We start from the raw sequence: 16800 nt of genomic DNA, 5'->3' as shown, positions 1-16800 counted from the left end.
GACCGACGCCAGGCCCTACCAGGCACCCGGGTCCGGCTCGGGAGCGGTGAAGGTGACCCGACCGTCGTCGGACACCACGAGGCCCGGGTTGTGCGCGACCTCCCAGCGGAATCCGTCCGGGTCCGCGAAGTACCCCGAGTAGCCACCCCACACGCGTACCTGCGCATGCACGACGACGGAGCCTCCTGCGGCGACCGCGCTCGCCAGGACGTCGTCCACCTCGGCGGGGGAGCCGACGTTGTGCGCGAGCGCGACGGGAGCGACGTGCCCCGGCGAATGCTCGGGGCCGTGGTGCGCCTCGTGGACGCCCGGGCCGGCCTCTTCGAGGAGGTCGGCGCGGCGCCACAGCGAGAGCAGCAGGCCGTGACCGACCTGGAGGAACACGACCTCGTCCGGGACCTCGTTGACCGGCTCCCAGCCCAGGCCGTCGACGTAGAAGGCGCGCGCCCGGGCGACGTCGCGCACCCCCAGGGTGATCAGACTGACGCGAGGTTCCATGGACCCACGCTAGACCCGACCCGCGGGACGTGCCCCGACGAGGTCTGCGGGCGAGGGGCCGACCCCGCGGCACCGCCGCCCGCCCCGGGAGACGGCGGCGGGCCGCCGCTCCGTGGAGCGACGGCCCGTCGTCAGGTCAGGCGACGTGGTCGGGGATCATCCCGCCGAAGCCGGTGCCCCGGAGGCGTCCGACGCCCCACCGCGCGTGCGGCGGCGGTTGCGCTGGCGGCGCGGACGCTCGGGAGCGCCCTCGCCCGAGACCCCTGCGGACGGAGCCTCGGCGCGCGGAGCCTGCGTGGCGTCGGTGGACCCTGCGGAGGCCGAGGAGCGCTGCGCGCCCTCACCGCTGCGGCCACCCTCGCGGCCGCCGGAGCGCGACCCGCTGCGACCGCTGTCGCGGCTGCCCGAACGACCAGCGTCGCTCAAGCCCGAACGGCCCGCGTCGCGGCCTGCGTCACGGCCACCGCGGGAGGGCGCACCGCCGCGCTTGCCGGTCTCGCCCAGGTCCTCGAGCTTCTCGGCGTCCAGGCCCGCGCGCGTCTGCGCGGACTTGGGCAGGCGACCCTTGGTGCCCTGGGGGATGTTGAGGTCCGAGTACAGGTGCGGGGACGTCGAGTACGTCTCGACGGGCTCCGGGATGTTCAGGTCCAGGGCCTTGTTGATCAGGCCCCAGCGCGGCACGTCGTCCCAGTCGACGAACGTGACGGCCGTGCCCTTGTTGCCCGCGCGGCCCGTACGGCCCGTGCGGTGCAGGTAGGTCTTCTCGTCCTCGGGGCACTGGTAGTTCACGACGTGCGTGACGTCGTCGACGTCGATGCCTCGGGCCGCGACGTCGGTCGCGACGAGGACGTCGATCTTGCCCGAGCGGAAGGCGCGCAGCGCCTGCTCGCGGGCGCCCTGGCCCAGGTCGCCGTGGATCGCGCCCGACGCGAAGCCGCGGTCGGCGAGCTCGTCGGCCACCTTGGCGGCCGTGCGCTTGGTGCGCGCGAACACGATCGTCAGGCCGCGGCCCTCCGACTGGAGGATGCGCGCGAGGACCTCGACCTTGTCGAGCGCGTGCGCGCGGTAGACGACCTGCTTGATGTTCTTGACGGTCTGGCCGCCGTCGTCCGGGTCGTTGGCCCGGATGTGGGTGGGCTGCGTCATGTAGCGGCGGGCCATCGAGACGACCGCGCCCGGCATGGTCGCCGAGAACAGCATGGTGTGGCGGGCGGCGGGCGTGCGCGAGAGAAGCTTCTCGACGTCGGGCAGGAAGCCCAGGTCGAGCATCTCGTCGGCCTCGTCGAGCACGACGCAGCGAGCGCGCGTGAGGTTGAGGTGCCCCTGGTTCATGAGGTCGATCATGCGACCCGGGGTCCCGACGACGACCTCGACGCCCGCGTTGAGCGTCGCGATCTGCGGCTCGTACGCACGGCCGCCGTAGAGCTGGATGATGCGGACGCTGCGCTTGGCCGACGCGGCCTCGAGGTCGCCGGCGACCTGGACGGCGAGCTCGCGGGTCGGGACGATGACGAGGGCCTGCGGCTTGCCCGGCGCGGGGAGCTGGTCGAAGCCCTCCTCGCCCGGTGCGACGACGCGGTGCAGGAGCGGGACGCCGAAGCCGAGCGTCTTGCCGGTACCGGTCTTGGCCTGGCCGATGATGTCGTGCCCCGACATCGCGACCGGCAGGGTCATGGCCTGGATGGGGAACGGGTGCGTGATGCCCGCATCGGCCAGGGCCTCGACGATCTCCGGGCGGACGCCGAAGTCCGCGAAGGAGACGTCCTTGGCCTGGATGGTCGAGGAGAGCGTGCCCTGTGCTTCGTCGGCAGGGGTCTCGGCAGAGGGGAGGTCGAGCTCGGTGGGCTCGATGGGAGTTTCGGTGGTGGTCACTGGTGCCTCGTGGTTCTGATGTCTGGCTCGAGGCGCCGCACGTGCGTGATCGACCCGACGGTTCGGCGGGTCCACGATGCTCCGGGAAGTCCCAGGCAGGTACGGTCTCTCGCGCCTAGTGGCCGGCAGCCGATCGTGGGTATTCGCCGCGAGGACGTCGTCGGGGGTCGTCGGCCGTGAGGCGCGAACCCCGGTTCCGCCCGCGCGCACCGACCGAGGTCGGCGTCGTGCAGTGTCGTTCGCAAGTCTTTCGGCACGGGGTGGGGCTCTTCAGCACCCACCGGGGCCGGGGGATTCGGACGACCGGGCAACCGATGTACCCACCCATAGTATCGGACTGCTCCCGCTGGACCCGTCATCACCCGTCTTGTCATGTTTCATGTCGTGGCCGGTGGAGGCCGCTCGACTATTCTGGCCGGATGAGCGAGCTTCAGCACCACGACCTGTCCGACGGTACGGCCAGGCTCGCGACCGACCGCGACGTGATCGGCCTCCTGGGTCTCATCGCGTACACCGAGCTCGCGACGTTCGGGCGGCTGGCAGCCGATGCGGCGAACGCGCCGACCCTCGCCCAGCGCCACCAGCTCTCGCGCCACGCGGGCAAGATGCTGGCCCGGCACGAGCGGGTCCTGGAGCGCATCGCGGACCTGGGCGGCGACCCCGAGGCGGAGATGGGCGCCTTCGACGGGATCTTCGACGACTTCGAGAACCGCACCCCGTCGAGCACGTGGTGGGAGGGAGTCCTCAAGGGGTACGTGGGGCACGGTGTGGCCGACGACTTCTGCCGGCTCGCCGCGGACGGGCTCGACGACCAGTCGCGCGCCCTGGTCCTGGAGATCCTCTCGGACGGCGTCGACTCGGAGCGCTCGGCCACCGTCATCGCCGACGCCGCCGCCGCGGACCCGGTGCTCGCGTCGCGCCTCGCGCTGTGGGGCCGTCGACTCGTGGGCGAGGCGCTCGGGCTCGTGCAGACGCTGCTCGCCGAGCGCGAGGGTCTGAGCCGGCTCCTCGCGGACGGCGCAGGCCACCGCACCGAGTCGGGGACGCCCGGCCCTGCCGACGTGACGGGCACCGCAGCGGACCGCCAGGCCTGGGTCTTCTCACAGCTCACGGCGGAGCACACGCGCCGTATGGGTCGGTTGGGCCTCGCGGCCTGAGCGGTTCGGAAGAGCCTCGCGGCCTGAGCGGTCCACGCAGCCTCGCGGCCCGTGAGACGACGAGAGCGGGGCCCCGGCTGTCTCAGCCAGGGCCCCGCTCTCGTGTGCTGCGCGAGTCGTCAGAGCGAGCCGAAGCCCACCCGACGCTGCTCCTCGGTGCCGATCTCGACGTAGCCGATCGACGCCGTCGGGACGATGACGCGGCGTCCGCGCGAGTCGAGCAGCTCGAGGGCCGGCCCGCCGGCCAGGGCCGCAGAGACGGCGGCGGCCACGGTCTCCGTGGTCTCCTCCGTCTCGATCACGAGCTCGCGGGCCAGGTTCTGCACACCGATGGTGACTTCCACGTGATTCTCCTTCGCGAGCGTCGCCCGCGGGTGATCCCGCCGGCCACTTGTCGACAACTCCTCCGATACTAACGAGATTCCCGAGCGCCCTGGGTGCTCCCGCGCTGGTGGCGGCGCGGGAGGGGGCCGGGCGGGCGTCAGCGGTCGCGGCGGAGCATCCCGTGGACCCCGCGCCACGCGAGCGCAGGCACGAGCCGGGTGAGTTCCTCGTCGGTCACGTCGGTGCCCGTGCGCGCGGCCTCTCCCGCTGCGTTGCGTGCGATCGCGGTGCAGGTGCGGGCGACGACGATCGCCTCGTGCTCGGTGAGCGACGTCAGCCGACCGAGGACGAGGGCGAACTCGCGCGCGTTGACCTCGTCGGGTTCGAGCACGCGGGCGCGGACGCCCGGGTCGCGCATGACGTCGGACTCGAACAGGAGACCCGCGGACGGTCCGGCGGTGCGGGCGTAGTCGACGTAGGCCCGCACGATGGCCTCGATCACGGCGAGCCCGTCCACGGCGAGGGCGTCGACGTCCGCGGGGGAGACGCCCGGCGCCGCGGAGCGGAACGGTGCGAGGACGGTGCGGACCGAGGCCACGAGGGCGACGCCCTGCTGGTCGACGAGCGCGAGGTACAGGTCGAGCTTGGACGGGAAGTGCCGGTAGAGGACGGGCTTGCTGACCCCGGCGCCGTCGGCGATGTCGTCCATGGTGATGTGGTGGTAGCCGTGGTCGGAGAACAGGCGTTCGGCGATGGTGAGCAGCTGCGCCCGCCGTTCGCCCCTGGGCATGCGTGCGCGCACGGTCCCGCTGCTTCGCTGCTCCGCTGTGACCCCCGACATGCGGCGATAGTACGGGCAGCGGAGAGGTGGCGTGGCCGGCGATGCGATCATGGACACGTGAATGCACCAGGAGCGCCCGTCGACGGTTGGAGGGGCCCCCTGGGGGATGGTCCGGATCGTGGTGAAGTCGCAGGTCAGGCGACCTTTCCCGGCCCGACGGCGCCACGTGCGCCGCGTGGTGCGCGCGCCCGGGCGCGGCTCGGGAGCGCGCGTCGGCGCGGGATGCGGCGTGGTCCGGCGACCGCCTTCGTCGTGGTCGGTGTCCTGGGCGGGCTGGGGGCCGGGGTCCTCGGGGTGGGCTCCCTGGTCCCCGGTGCCCCGGCGGGGCCCGTGGCTCCTGCGGCCTCCGGTGCGCCGGAGAGCGGGGGAGGGGACGCCGTCGGGCAGCAGGCCGCGCCCGAGGCGACGGGTCCTGGCGCCACAGGCGCGACCCCGGGGACGGACGGCGCGGTCGACGTGCGCTCCGAGGACACCGCGAGCCGTTCGGTCCGTGACCCGCAGCTCGGCCTCGACGGTCCGGGAACGCTGCCGCTGACCCTCGAACGGGTCGCCGAGGCGGGCTCCGGTCTGGTCGGGTCGGAGGTCGTGCCGGATCTGGGTGGCACGGTGGTGATCGTGCCGGCCGAGGTGCCGGCGCCCGGGGCGGGGACGGTCAAGAGGGTGCGCGTCGAGGTCGAGGAGGGGCTGCCGGTCGACGGCGAGACCTTCGCGACCGCGGTGCTCGCGACGCTCAACGATCCGCGGGGCTGGAGTGCCGTGGACGGGGTGACGTTCGCCCGGACCGGTGGTGAGGCGGACATCCGCGTCGTCCTGGCGAGCCCGGCGACCACCGACAGGCTGTGCGCCCCGCTCCAGACCGGGGGGACGTACTCGTGCGGTGTGACGGGCGCCGCGATCCTGAACTTCTCGCGCTGGGTCGACGGCGCGGCGGACTTCGGCACGGACCTGCCGCTGTACCGGCAGTACCTGGTGAACCACGAGGTCGGGCACGTGCTGGGTCACCGGCACGTGAGCTGCCCGGCCCCCGGTGCGCTCGCGCCCGTCATGGTCCAGCAGTCGATGTCGACCGAGGGCTGCCTGCCGAACGGGTGGCCGACCCTCTAGCCGTGCGGCGCCCGTGGCGGTGCGCGGCTCTGTGGGTGCCTCGTGGTGAGATCTTCGGGTGCTGCACCTGCCCGACCTCCGCCTCGTCCTGCCGGACACCGCTTCGGCGGCGCCCGTCCGGCTCGACGCGACCCAGCGGGCCGCGCTCGACGCGGCGCGCACCGAGCCCGCGACGCTCGTCGTGGGGGCGCCGGGGACGGGCAAGACGACCGTGGCCATCGAGGTGGCCGCACAGGCGCTGAGCGAAGGGGTCGACCCGGCGCGTGTCCTGGTCATCGCCGCGTCGCGACGCTCCGCGGCTGAGGTCCGTGACCGGTTGTCGGCGCGCGCGGACCGTACCGTCAGCGCGCCCATGGTGCGCACTGCCGCCGCTGCCGCGTTCGCGGTCCTGCGGGCGCGGGCTGCGGCGACCGGCGAACCGCCTCCGACCCTGATCTCCGGTCCCGAGCAGGACCTCCTGCTCGCCGAGCTCCTCGCGGGTCACCTCGACGGCGAGGGCGTGCCGCTGCGCCTGCCCGACGGCCTGCCGGAGGAGGTCCTGGCGCTGCGCGGCCTGCGCCAGGAGCTGCGCGACCTGCTCATGCGTGCGGCCGAGCGCGGTCTGACCCCCGCAGACCTCGACGACCTGGGCACGCAGCACGACCGCCCCGAGTGGCGGACCGCCGCGCAGGTCTACCAGGAGTACCTCGACGTGACCGCGCTGCGGGTGGGTACCCCGGACCTGGGCTCGCGCTACGACCCGGCAGTCGTGGTCGACGAGGCCGCCGAGGCCCTGCTCGCCTGGGAGGACGAGGTCACGGGCGCGCCTCGGCCCGGATGGGACGTGGTCGTGGTGGACGACTACCAGGAGGCCACGATCGCGACCGCACGCTTCTTGCGTGTGGTGCACGACGACGGCGCGCGCCTCGTCCTGCTCGCGGACCCGGACACCGCGGTGCAGACCTTCCGCGGCGCGAGCCCTGCCCTGGTCGGGCGGGCAGCGGCCCCGGTGCGGCGGCGCGCCGCGACGGGGGAGTTCGACGCCCGGGTCGAGGTCCTTGGCACCGCCTGGCGGCAGGAAGGCGACCTTCGCGACGTCACGCGGACCGTGACGACCCAGATCGGCACGGTCGCGGGTGCCGTCCACCGCGGTGCGGTGGCGTCCCCGGTCACCACCCCGGAGGACGGCGCGCCGCGCGGTGCCTCGGTCGCGCTGCTCGGCAGCGGCGCAGAGGAAGCCGCGTACGTGGCCCGCGAGCTGCGTGCCGAGCACCTGCTGCACGGCACCCCCTGGGGGCGCATGGCCGTGGTCTGCCGCGCCGGGGCCCAGCTCGCGACGCTGCGCCGTGCGCTCATCGCGGCCTCGGTGCCCGTCGGCATCCTCGGCTCGGACGTCCCGTTGCGCGAGGAACCCGCGGTCACGCCGTTGCTCGCGATCATGCGGGTCGCGGTCGGGTTGCCGCCCGCCGGGCGTTCGCGCGGCCTCGACGGCGTGCGCGGCGCGGCCGGGATCGACGACGCCGTGACCCGCGACGTGGGTGACCCTGCCGAGACGCTGATCGAGCGGGAGCCCGCCCGGTCCGACGAGCCGTCGCCCTTCGACGAGCTCGACCCCGTGACCGCCGCAGCCCTCGTGACGTCTCCCGTGGGCGGGCTGGACGTCGTCGCGCTGCGCCGGCTGCGTCGCGCCCTGCGCGCCGAGGAGCTCGGCTCGGGCGGCGGGCGCACCTCGGACGCGCTCCTGGTCGAGGTCCTGCTCGACGAGTCGCGCGCCGCGACGCTGCCCGCGAGCGTGCGCCGCGGCGCCGCGGCGGTCGCTCGCGTCATCACGGCCGGCCGCGAGGCCACGCGCGCCCCCGACGCGACCGCGCAGACCGTGCTCTGGGCGATCTGGAGCGCCACCCGGCTCTCGGACCGCTGGCGCGACGCCGCTCTGGGCGGGGGAGCGGTCGGTGCGCGCGCGGACCGGGACCTCGATGCGGTCCTCGCCCTCTTCCGCGCCGCCGAGACGTTCGTCGACCGCATGCCCGGCGCTCCGCCGTCGGCGTTCGTGGAGTACCTCGAGTCCCAGGACCTGCCCGCCGACTCGCTCGCGGCCCGTGCCGCGGGCACGGACTCGGTCGCCGCCCTGACCCCTGCGGGCGCGGCCGGACGCGAGTGGGACGTCGTGGTCGTGGCCGGGGTCCAGGACGGCGTGTGGCCGGACCTGCGGCTGCGTGACTCCTTGCTCGGCTCCGAGGCGCTCGTCGAGCTCCTCGCGGGGCGCTCGCAGGACGCGCACGGCCTGGGTCCGGACGCGCGGCGCGCCGTCCTCACGGACGAGCTGCGGTCCTTCGCGGTCGCGACCTCGCGCGCGACGCGACGCCTGCTCGTCACGGCCGTGAGCGACGTCGACGAGGTCCCCTCGCCGTTCGTCGACCTCGTGTGCCCGCCCGCGGGACCTGACGACACCGACGAGGGGCCGGGCGCGGTGCCCGGCGGCGACGACGGGGACGGGCCCGTGGGGTCCGACGAGGAGCGTGACCCGCGCCGCGTCGAGGTCGGGCAACCGCTCGACCTGCGCGGGCTCGTCGCCTCGGCGCGCAGCCTGCTCGTCGAGGAGGTCGTGAAGGCGTCGCCCGAGGTGCCCGCACCTTCCGCGCGGTCGGCTGCCCCTGGTGGGCGGCGCGGCGTCGACGACTCCGCGGACTCTGCGGACCCCGCGCGCGCCGACGACCTCGCGGAGCTCCTCGCCGACCTGGCGCTCGCGGGCGTCGGGGAGGCACGGCCCGAGTCCTGGTACGGCGTCAACCCGGTCTCCAGCACCGAACCCCTGTGGGGTCCCGAGGACACGGTCATGATCTCGCCGTCCAAGGTCGAGTCGGTGAGCAGGTGCGCGCTGCGCTGGGCCGTGGAGAGCGCGGGCGGCACGGCTCCCGACGCGACCGCGCAGTCGCTCGGCAACCTGGTCCACTCGATCGCGCAGGAGGCGCCGCGCGGGACGCACTCCGAGCTCGCGGCCGAGCTGGACCGCCGCTGGCCCGAGCTCGCGCTCACGCCCGGGTGGCCCGCGACGCAGACGCGCCACAAGGCCGAGGACATGGTCGGCCGACTCGCCGGGTACCTTCAGGCCGCGGGTGAGCCGCTGCTCGTCGAGGCCCCGTTCGAGCTCGAGATCGGCCGGGCCGTGCTGCGCGGGGTCATCGACCGGGTCGAGGACGCCGGGGACGGCGCGGTGCGGGTCGCGGACCTCAAGACGGGCAAGACCAAGCCGTCGGTCGCGGAGGCCGTGACCAACCCTCAGCTCGGCACCTACCAGCTCGCGGTGGAGGGCGGGGTGCTCGACCTGCCCGACGGCACCCGCAGCGCCGGCGCACAGCTCGTGTTCGTGGGCGACGGCAAGGACGCGGGCCTGCGGACGCAGCCCGCGCTCGAGCCCGAGCCCGACGGCACGAGCTGGGCGCGCGAGCTCGTCGAGGACGTCGCGGACACCATGGCCGACTCGGTGTTCACGGCCCGCGAGAACAAGCTGTGCTCGGTGTGCCCCGTGCGCCGCTCCTGCCCCCTCATGACGGAAGGCCGCCAGGTGATCGCATGAGCGCCGAGTCGCTGTTCGACGACGTCGCCCTCGGGGCGGTCGGGCTGCCCTCCGGGGCGGGCGCCGCGGCGGGCACCCACGGGCTGCCCGAGCCGCGTTTCTCCGCGGTGCGGATCGCCGAGATGCTGGGGCGTCCGCGACCCACCGACGAGCAGGTCGCCGTGATCGAGGCGCCCCTCGCGCCGCTGCTCGTCGTGGCCGGTGCCGGGTCGGGCAAGACCGAGACCATGGCCGCGCGCGTCGTGTGGCTCATCGCGAACGAGTGGGTCGCCAAGGAGGCCGTGCTCGGGCTGACCTTCACGCGCAAGGCCGCGGGCGAGCTCGCCGAGCGTGTCCAGTCCCGCCTCGTGCAGCTCGACCGGGCGCTGGGCAAGGACGGCGCCGCGCTGTCGATGCTGGACCGTCCCGCGATCTCGACGTACAACTCGTACGCGGCCTCGCTCGTGGGGGACCACGCGCTGCGCATCGGCATCGAGCCCGGCGCCCGGTTGCTCTCGGAGGCGAGCCAGTGGCAGCTCGCGGCGGAGGTCGTCGAGAGCTGGGCGGGGGACCTCCAGACCGAGGCCGCGTTCTCGACGGTCGTCGGCGCCGTACTGTCGCTGTCCGGTGCGCTGAGCGAGCACCTGCTGAGCCCCGACGAGGCACGCGCGGGCATCACGGGCATCGTCGACACCATCCTGGCGACGCCGCTCGGTGGCAAGCGCACCGAGCACTACGCCGAGGTCAAGCGGCTTCTCGGCTCGCTCGGGGAACGCCACCGGCTGCTCGACGTCGTCGAGACGTACCGGGAGCGCAAACGGACGTCGGACTCGCTCGACTTCGGGGACCAGGTCGCGATCGCGGCCCGCCTCGCGCGGGACGTCCCTGCGGTCGGGGCGGGGGAGCGAGCCCGGTACGGCGTGGTGCTGCTCGACGAGTACCAGGACACGTCGTACGCGCAGGTCGAGCTCCTGTGCGCGCTGTTCGGCGGGCACCCCGTCACGGCCGTGGGCGACCCGAACCAGTCGATCTACGGGTGGCGCGGCGCGAGCGCGTCGGGGCTGGCACGGTTCCCCGAGCGGTTCCGCGCGACGGGACCGGGCAGCACGGGCGCGCCCGCGGACGTGCAGTACCTCAGCACGTCCTGGCGCAACGACCGGGCCGTCCTGGCCGCGGCCAACGTCACGGCCGCGCCGCTGCGCGAGGGCGCCACGCGCGTGCCCGTGCCGCAGCTCGACGAGCGGCCCGGTGCGGGCCGCGGCGTCGTGACCGGGGTCTACGCGGCGACGCTCGAGGAGGAGGCCGCCGCGGTAGCGGACTTCGTCGCCGAACGGTGGCGTCCGCGCACGCGCCGCCAGGAACGCGTGACCGCCGCGGTGCTGTGCCGCGCTCGCTCGCAGTTCCTCGCGATGGAGGTCGCGCTGCGCGCCAAGGGGTTGCCGGTCGAGGTCGTGGGCCTGGGCGGCCTGCTCTCGACGCCCGAGGTCGTGGACCTCGTCGCGCTCCTGGAGGTCGCGCACGACCCGTCGCGCGGCGACTCGCTCATGCGCGTCCTCACGGGTCCGCGCCTCAACCTGGGTGCCGCGGACCTGCACGCGCTCAGCAGCTGGGCGGCGGACCTGGCGCGCCGGGACGCGGCGCGCCGCCCGTCGTCGCTGGACGCGCCGGGCGCGGCGGGTGACGGCGGCCCCGACGCCGGAGCCTCCGCCGGTCCGTCGGGTGCGGACACTGCGGGCGAGGCGGAGCTTCCCGGTGTCGCCGCGGACGGGACGCTCACCGTGGTCGAGGGTGACGTGGTCGACCACCGGTCGATCGTCGACGCGCTCGACGACCTGCCCGGCCCCGGGCACGCCGCTCGGGACGGGCGCGTGCTGACCGGGGCGGGGCACGCGCGGCTGAGCGCGCTCGCGAAGGTCCTGCGCGACCTGCGCGGGCAGACGTACCTGTCGTTGCCCGAGCTCGTGACGCAGGCCGAGCGTGCGCTGGGCCTCGACATCGAGGTCGCGACCGCTGCGACGCTCGCGGCGGGCGGGTTCGGCGAGGAGGTCGGCGACCGGGGGCGCGCGCACCTCGACGCGTTCCGGGACGTCGCGGCGACGTTCTCGCAGTCCGCGGACCTGCCGACTCTCGGCGCGTTCCTCGCGTGGCTCGGCACGGCCGGCTCGCAGGAGCGGGGCCTCGACCTGCCCGTGCGCGAACCCGACCCGGACGCGGTGCAGATCATCACGGTGCACGCCTCCAAGGGGCTGGAGTGGGACGTCGTCGCGGTGCCCGGCATGGTCGACGGGATCTTCCCCAACACGGCCGTGGGCGACAAGGGGCCGACGGACAGTGGCTGGTTCACGGGCCTGGGCAACCTCCCGTACCCGTTGCGCGGCGACGCCGAGGACCTGCCCGTCTTCGGCTACGAGGTCGCCGAGGACGCCAAGGACCTCGACGGCCGTCGCAAGGAGTTCCTCGCGGCGAGCGGAGAGCACCAGGTCGACGAGGAGCGCCGCCTCGCCTACGTCGCGTTCACGCGTGCCCGCGCCGAGCTGCTGCTCGCCGGGTCCTGGTGGCGTGACGCGACCAAGCCGCGCACACCCTCGCCGTTCCTCGTGGAGCTCGCCGAGGCCGGGATCATCAGCGACGCCGACTGGGCCGGCATCCCCGACAAGGACGAGAGCAACCCTCGGGACGAGCTGGTCCACGAGGCGCTCTGGCCGCGGGCGGAGCGTGGAGCGTCCGGTGCCGACGCCGTCGGGCCCCCCGACGATGCCGTGGCGACCGGTCCGGACGGGGCCGGACCGCGCGCACGCGAGCTCGTGCGGGCCGCCGCGGACAGGGTCAGGGCGCAGATCGACGCACGGGTGTCCCGTGCGGGAGACGGCTGGGTGTCGGAGGGGCGTGTGCCGCTGCTCGACGCGTCCGGCACGGACCTGCGCGAGCTCGCGCGCATCCTGCTCGAGGAACGCGACCGCCGCGACGCCCGGAGCAGCGAGATCACGTTCCCCGCGCACATCTCGGCGTCGGGGCTCGTGCGTCTTGCTGCGGACCGCGACGAGTACGCGCTGCACCTGCGACGTCCCGTGCCCGCGCAGCCCACGGTGCACGCGCGCCGCGGCACGCAGTTCCACCTGTGGGCCGAGCAGTACTTCACGTCGTCGTCGCTGCTCGACGTCGACGACCTGCCCGGGGCCGACGACGAGGACATCTCGCCGGACCTGGACCTCGACGCGCTCCAGCAGACGTTCCTCGCCTCGGAGTGGGCGGGGCGCACCCCGCTCGCCGTGGAGGTCGACGTCGAGACACCCGTGGGCGGCATCATGTTCCGCTCGCGCATCGACGCGGTCTTCCCCGAGGGCCCCGAGCACGCGGGAGGTGCGACGGACGCCGTCGTGGTCGTGGACTGGAAGACGGGCAAGGCACCGCGCGACGCCGAGGCCCGGCGCACGCGCGAGGTCCAGCTCGCGGTCTACCGGCTCGCGTGGTCGCGCTGGTCCGGGCTGCCGGTCGACAAGGTCAACGCGGCGTTCTACTACCTGGGCTCGGACGAGACCGTGCGCCCCGAGCGGCTGCTGGACGCGGACGAGCTGGAGGCGCTGGTCGCGGGGAGTGGCGCATGATCGCGCCCTCCGTCTGCTCACGGGGACCCTCGCCGGGCATACTTCGGACATGACCGGACACGAAGGCCTGACGACGATCACGGTGTCGGCGAGACTTCGAGACGACCTCCACGCCTGGGCCTCGTCCCAGGGTGAGGCCTCTCTCGCGGGCGTGCTCGAGTCGCTGCTCGAACGTGCCATGGAGGACGAGGACCGGCGTGGCGTCGAACATGCTCAACCGTCGACTGGCGACCAGGACCGTGGCGCAGGGCTTGCGGACGCCCGCGGACGTGGGACGGACGCCATGACCTGGCCCGACCCGACGCTCGACGCGATCCGCACCAGGCAAGACCTGGCCCGGCACCTGATCGGACTGGCAGGCAGGCTGCGCGAAGGCGACGTCGTCGCGGAGAACTCCTCCCCGGAGTCCTTGATCGAAGCAGCCGGGCGCTGGACAGGATCGATGGACGGCTTCTTCGCGAACGTGATGAAGAGACCGGTTCCGAAGGACCCCGACTGGGCCATGGTCGCCGCGATCTTCCGGGCTGCGCTCGTCTACGACTAGGACGGGGCGGCGCGTAGGACGGTGCAGCGCGCGGCCCGATGCACAGAGACGAGAAGGTGAACAGTCGTATGGTCCACGGCATGCGATCGTGACCTCCTCCGCCGACGATCTGCCCGGAGGGCTGTCGGACCGGGCGCTTCGATTCGTGCGCGAGCTGACGTGGAGGACGGCGATGGCTGACGAGGCGATCGAACCGTGCTGGCCCGTCGGCTGGGACGCGGACCGGTCGGCCATGCTGTCGACGGCACGGCGGTTCGCCCGGCGCTACGAGGGACTCGACTTCGAGGTCGAGGGCGGCCCTCTCGAGGGATCGATCCTCCTGGGTGGCGGAGCACGTCCAACGGTGCGGCGCTCCCGCGAGGGGACTCCGATGCTCGATGCCGCACGCCACGACACGGCGCAGTGCCAGATCGTCCTCTCGGAAGGCGGGCAGGTCAGGTGCTCGTGGACGGACGAGCTCCATCTCCTCTTCGACTCGGTCGAGAGCTTCGTGGAGGACTGCGCGATCTGGCGTGAGCACCACGGGTGGTGGAACGCGGCGACGCTCAGCGATGACCCGGTGTCGATCCACTGCTTCTCGGTCAGCGTGCGACGGAGAGGGCCCGTCTCGACAGCGGGACCGACTGGCTGCTCGGCCGCGACGTTGCCGTCGCCTCGCATCGGTTCCTCACCGACATCGCCCCTCGCCAGACGGTCGTGCTCGCCCGTGACGAACGGGCGGCCATCGATGTCCGGCAGCTGCTGCGGACGAACGGCACGGACGCCCCGGTGGAACCCGGTCGATTCCGCTGGAGAGTGGGCGACTGACGTCATCGACGACCGCAGTCGGCGCGCGATCAGGGGCTCGCCATCGGGTCGGAGCGGGAGCCCTACCCGCCCTCGATCGGCAGCCACATCTCGGTCCTGATCTCGCCGGGTGCCCTGCCCGCCGGGAGGTCGAGGTACTGCTCGACGACGGGCCGGTCCGCGAGCGCGACACCGGCGTGCGGGACCCAGCACCCGAAGAACCACGAGTACTTCGCGGGCATGTCCGAGTACGGCCCTTGGTGCGTCAGCACGGCATAGGTCCCACCCTCGATCACGTACTCGTCGAGCTCGGCCGCGCCGTCGGCGAGAGGTCGCACCTCTGCCTGAGGGAGTTCGCCGGGCCGCTCGAAGCAGGCCCGTGACCGCATGTCCTCGACGGCGGTCGCGGTGGGGTCGGTGTGGAAGACCCCGAGATGGCGCTGCGCCGACCTGGGGTGCCCGTGCGCGGAGTACCAGACGGCGAGGTCGGTGAACGCCTGGTCGATCCCGAGGTAGGAGCCTCGGTGACGGACCGACAGGCAGGCGATCGGCTCGACGGCGCGGATCTCGACGTCGAACGCGCTCGGGTCCCGCCGCGTGACCGCGCGCCGGAAGCGCTCATGGGTCCCGACCGTGCGGTAGCGCGCGGGCGGCACGCCGTGGGCCGCGGTGAAGGCGCGGGTGAACGAGGAGACGTCGGGGTAGCCGCACAGCGCCGCGACCTGCGCGACCGGCGTCGTCGAGTTCGCGAGGAGGTCGCTCGCCCGCTGCATGCGCAGCCGACGCACGAGCGCCGCCAGCGTCTCGTCGAACGCCGAGGTGAACACGCGGTGGAAGTGGCGGGGCGACAGGCCCGCAACCTGGGCGAGGACGACGAGGTCGAGCGGCTCGGCGAGGTGGTCGTGGACGTGCGCGAGGACGACGTCGAACCGCTGCTCGTAGTCGATCCAGTGCTCTGCCCGCACGTCGTCCCCCTGTCAGGCCGCCGCGACGGCGTCGCCTGGAGGACGACGCTACCCGTGATCAGCGGACGCCGAGGTGGACCGCGACCGTGCCGTCGTCGGCATACAGCTCGTACTCGCACAGGAAGGTCTTCTCGGCGTCGTCGGACGCCCACGCGAGCTGCCACGCCTCGATGATGCGCGACGGGTCGTTCTCGGGAGCGGGGAACACCACGCGCCGCGAGCGCGGGATCGTGACGAGCGAGAGACCGGGCGGTGCTACGGAGCCCTCCGCGACCGGTGCCCCGATCGTGAAGGTGAAGGCGCCGTCGTTCGTCCGCCCTGCGTGCTCCAGGTCGGAGTACACGGCGTAGACGTCGCCGGACAACCGGCCGGGGACGCTCGCGAGCAGAGCGCCGGAGGTCACCTCGGCCCACAGCGCGGGGATGTCCTCGGCCGACCGGGCGGGGTCGGTGCGGACGTGGCGGCCCAGGATCGTGACGGGCTCGTTGACGTGGGTCGTGCGTTCTGTAGTGTCCATGGCGCCACCGTAGATCGGGGTGGTTGTGCGATTCGTGCCACGGTCGGACGCCGCTTCCTACCCCTCGTTCCCGCTCGTCACCTCGTCGAGGTCGATCAGCATGTCGACGGCGTCGTCGATCACGTCCTGGAGCCGGTGCCGCACGCCGTGCAGCAGCCAGCGGGCCAGCGCCAGCTCGCCCGCGAGCAGCGCCCGGTCGGTCAGGTGCGGGTCGGTGAGCTCGGTGCGGCGGAGCTGGTACGCCTCCATGATCGAGTCGATCGCCTCGGGAGGCGCCGCGACGAGCAGCCACGCGAGGTCGTCGGCCGGGTCCGCGACGCGCGCCTCGGCCCAGTCGGTGATGGCCACGACGCGCCCGCGCGCGACGAGCACCTGCTCGGTGCCCAGGTCGCCGTGCACGACGACGGGCTGGTACTTCCACAGCGACACGTCCTCGAGTGCGGCCTCCCAGCGGCGCAGGAGCCGGGCGGGCACCCGGCCGGTCTTGGCGGCCTCGTCGACCTCGGCGAGGCGCCGGTCGCGGTACTCGGCGGCCGTGTAGACGGGCAGGCCCGCGTTCTCGACGACCGAGTGCGGGAGCTCGTGCACCGCGGCGAGCACGCGACCCAGGTCGGCGGCGAGCCCGGGGCCGGGACGCAGGGTGTCGAGGTCGAGCGGCACCCCGCCGTAGCGGTGGTGCACGACGGCGCGCCCGCCCTCGGGCAGCAGCGCATAGCCCAGGACGTCGGGCACGGTGAACGACAGGACGCCCGTCGTCACGTAGTGGCGCAGCGAGTCCAGGAGCGCGGTCTCGGCTTCGAGGGCTGCGCCGGCCGCGAGGGTCCGCGGTGCTCGGACGACCCACTCCTGGCCGCCGCTGTCGGTGACGATCGCGACGTCGTCGTCGCCCGTTGCTTCGGACGGTCGCACGGACCGGACGTCGAGGCCGGGGACGGCCGCGGTCGCGAGTGCGGCGAGGTTGAGCGGTGAGCGTGGCACGCGTCCACGGTAGTCGGTGCGGGGCGGGCGGCGTCACCCGGACCGGAGCGTGTCCACCACGCGGACCCGCCGGG

12 protein-coding genes are annotated in these 16800 nt (G+C 73.9%); 5 read left to right on the top strand and 7 right to left on the bottom strand.

The window, feature by feature from the left end; all coding sequences use genetic code 11:
• Positions 1–15 precede the first annotated feature (15 nt).
• Complete coding sequence (locus JOD49_RS05335; protein ID WP_205306272.1) at positions 16–498, bottom strand: VOC family protein; 483 nt, start codon at positions 496–498, stop codon at positions 16–18.
• 156 nt (positions 499–654) lie between these two features.
• The gene (locus JOD49_RS05330; protein WP_372441226.1) at positions 655–2370 is read right to left on the bottom strand and encodes a DEAD/DEAH box helicase; all 1716 of its coding nucleotides are present in this window, start codon (positions 2368–2370) and stop codon (positions 655–657) included.
• Between the two features lie 419 nt (positions 2371–2789).
• Here JOD49_RS05330 and JOD49_RS05325 point away from each other — a divergent pair, with 419 nt between their 5' ends.
• The gene (locus tag JOD49_RS05325; protein ID WP_205306271.1) at positions 2790–3527 is read left to right on the top strand and encodes a ferritin-like fold-containing protein; all 738 of its coding nucleotides are present in this window, start codon (positions 2790–2792) and stop codon (positions 3525–3527) included.
• Between the two features lie 119 nt (positions 3528–3646).
• Here the strand turns inward: JOD49_RS05325 and JOD49_RS05320 are convergent, their stop codons facing one another.
• On the bottom strand, positions 3647–3871 hold the full coding sequence (locus JOD49_RS05320) for a DUF3107 domain-containing protein (protein WP_205306270.1): 225 nt from the start codon (positions 3869–3871) through the stop codon (positions 3647–3649).
• Between the two features lie 137 nt (positions 3872–4008).
• Entirely contained in the window at positions 4009–4692 is a 684-nt protein-coding gene (locus tag JOD49_RS05315) for a TetR/AcrR family transcriptional regulator (protein ID WP_205306269.1), read from the bottom strand.
• A 222-nt stretch (positions 4693–4914) separates the two neighbouring features.
• On the opposite strand from JOD49_RS05315, the gene JOD49_RS05310 reads away from it, so the two are divergent.
• From JOD49_RS05310 to JOD49_RS05295, 4 genes are read left to right on the top strand one after another with little or no spacing between them, the layout of a single operon-like run.
• Complete coding sequence (locus JOD49_RS05310) at positions 4915–5796, top strand: DUF3152 domain-containing protein (protein ID WP_205306268.1); 882 nt, start codon at positions 4915–4917, stop codon at positions 5794–5796.
• 58 nt (positions 5797–5854) lie between these two features.
• A complete protein-coding gene (locus JOD49_RS05305; RefSeq protein WP_205306267.1) occupies positions 5855–9352 on the top strand; it encodes an ATP-dependent helicase in 3498 nt (1165 codons plus the stop codon).
• The gene (locus tag JOD49_RS05300) at positions 9349–12936 is read left to right on the top strand and encodes an ATP-dependent helicase (RefSeq protein ID WP_205306266.1); all 3588 of its coding nucleotides are present in this window, start codon (positions 9349–9351) and stop codon (positions 12934–12936) included. Before JOD49_RS05305 ends, JOD49_RS05300 begins: the two co-directional genes overlap by 4 nt.
• Positions 12937–12985: 49 nt before the next feature.
• Positions 12986–13480, top strand: a complete 495-nt coding sequence (locus JOD49_RS05295) for a DUF7660 family protein (protein ID WP_205306265.1) — start codon at positions 12986–12988, stop codon at positions 13478–13480.
• Between the two features lie 869 nt (positions 13481–14349).
• On the opposite strand, the gene JOD49_RS05290 is transcribed toward JOD49_RS05295, so the two are convergent.
• From JOD49_RS05290 to JOD49_RS05280, 3 genes are read right to left on the bottom strand one after another with little or no spacing between them, the layout of a single operon-like run.
• Positions 14350–15231 (bottom strand): AraC family transcriptional regulator, encoded by an 882-nt coding sequence (locus tag JOD49_RS05290; RefSeq protein ID WP_205306264.1) that lies wholly within the window; start codon positions 15229–15231, stop codon positions 14350–14352.
• A 58-nt stretch (positions 15232–15289) separates the two neighbouring features.
• On the bottom strand, positions 15290–15748 hold the full coding sequence (locus JOD49_RS05285; RefSeq protein WP_205306263.1) for a GyrI-like domain-containing protein: 459 nt from the start codon (positions 15746–15748) through the stop codon (positions 15290–15292).
• A 57-nt stretch (positions 15749–15805) separates the two neighbouring features.
• A complete protein-coding gene (locus tag JOD49_RS05280; protein WP_205306262.1) occupies positions 15806–16726 on the bottom strand; it encodes a phosphotransferase in 921 nt (306 codons plus the stop codon).
• Positions 16727–16800 lie beyond the last annotated feature (74 nt).

Source organism: Oerskovia jenensis (assembly GCF_016907235.1).
Classification (GTDB): Bacteria; Actinomycetota; Actinomycetes; order Actinomycetales; family Cellulomonadaceae; genus Oerskovia; species Oerskovia jenensis.
The sequence above is the reverse complement of the archived record's forward strand: the minus strand, read 5'-3'. Positions and strand labels throughout refer to the sequence as shown.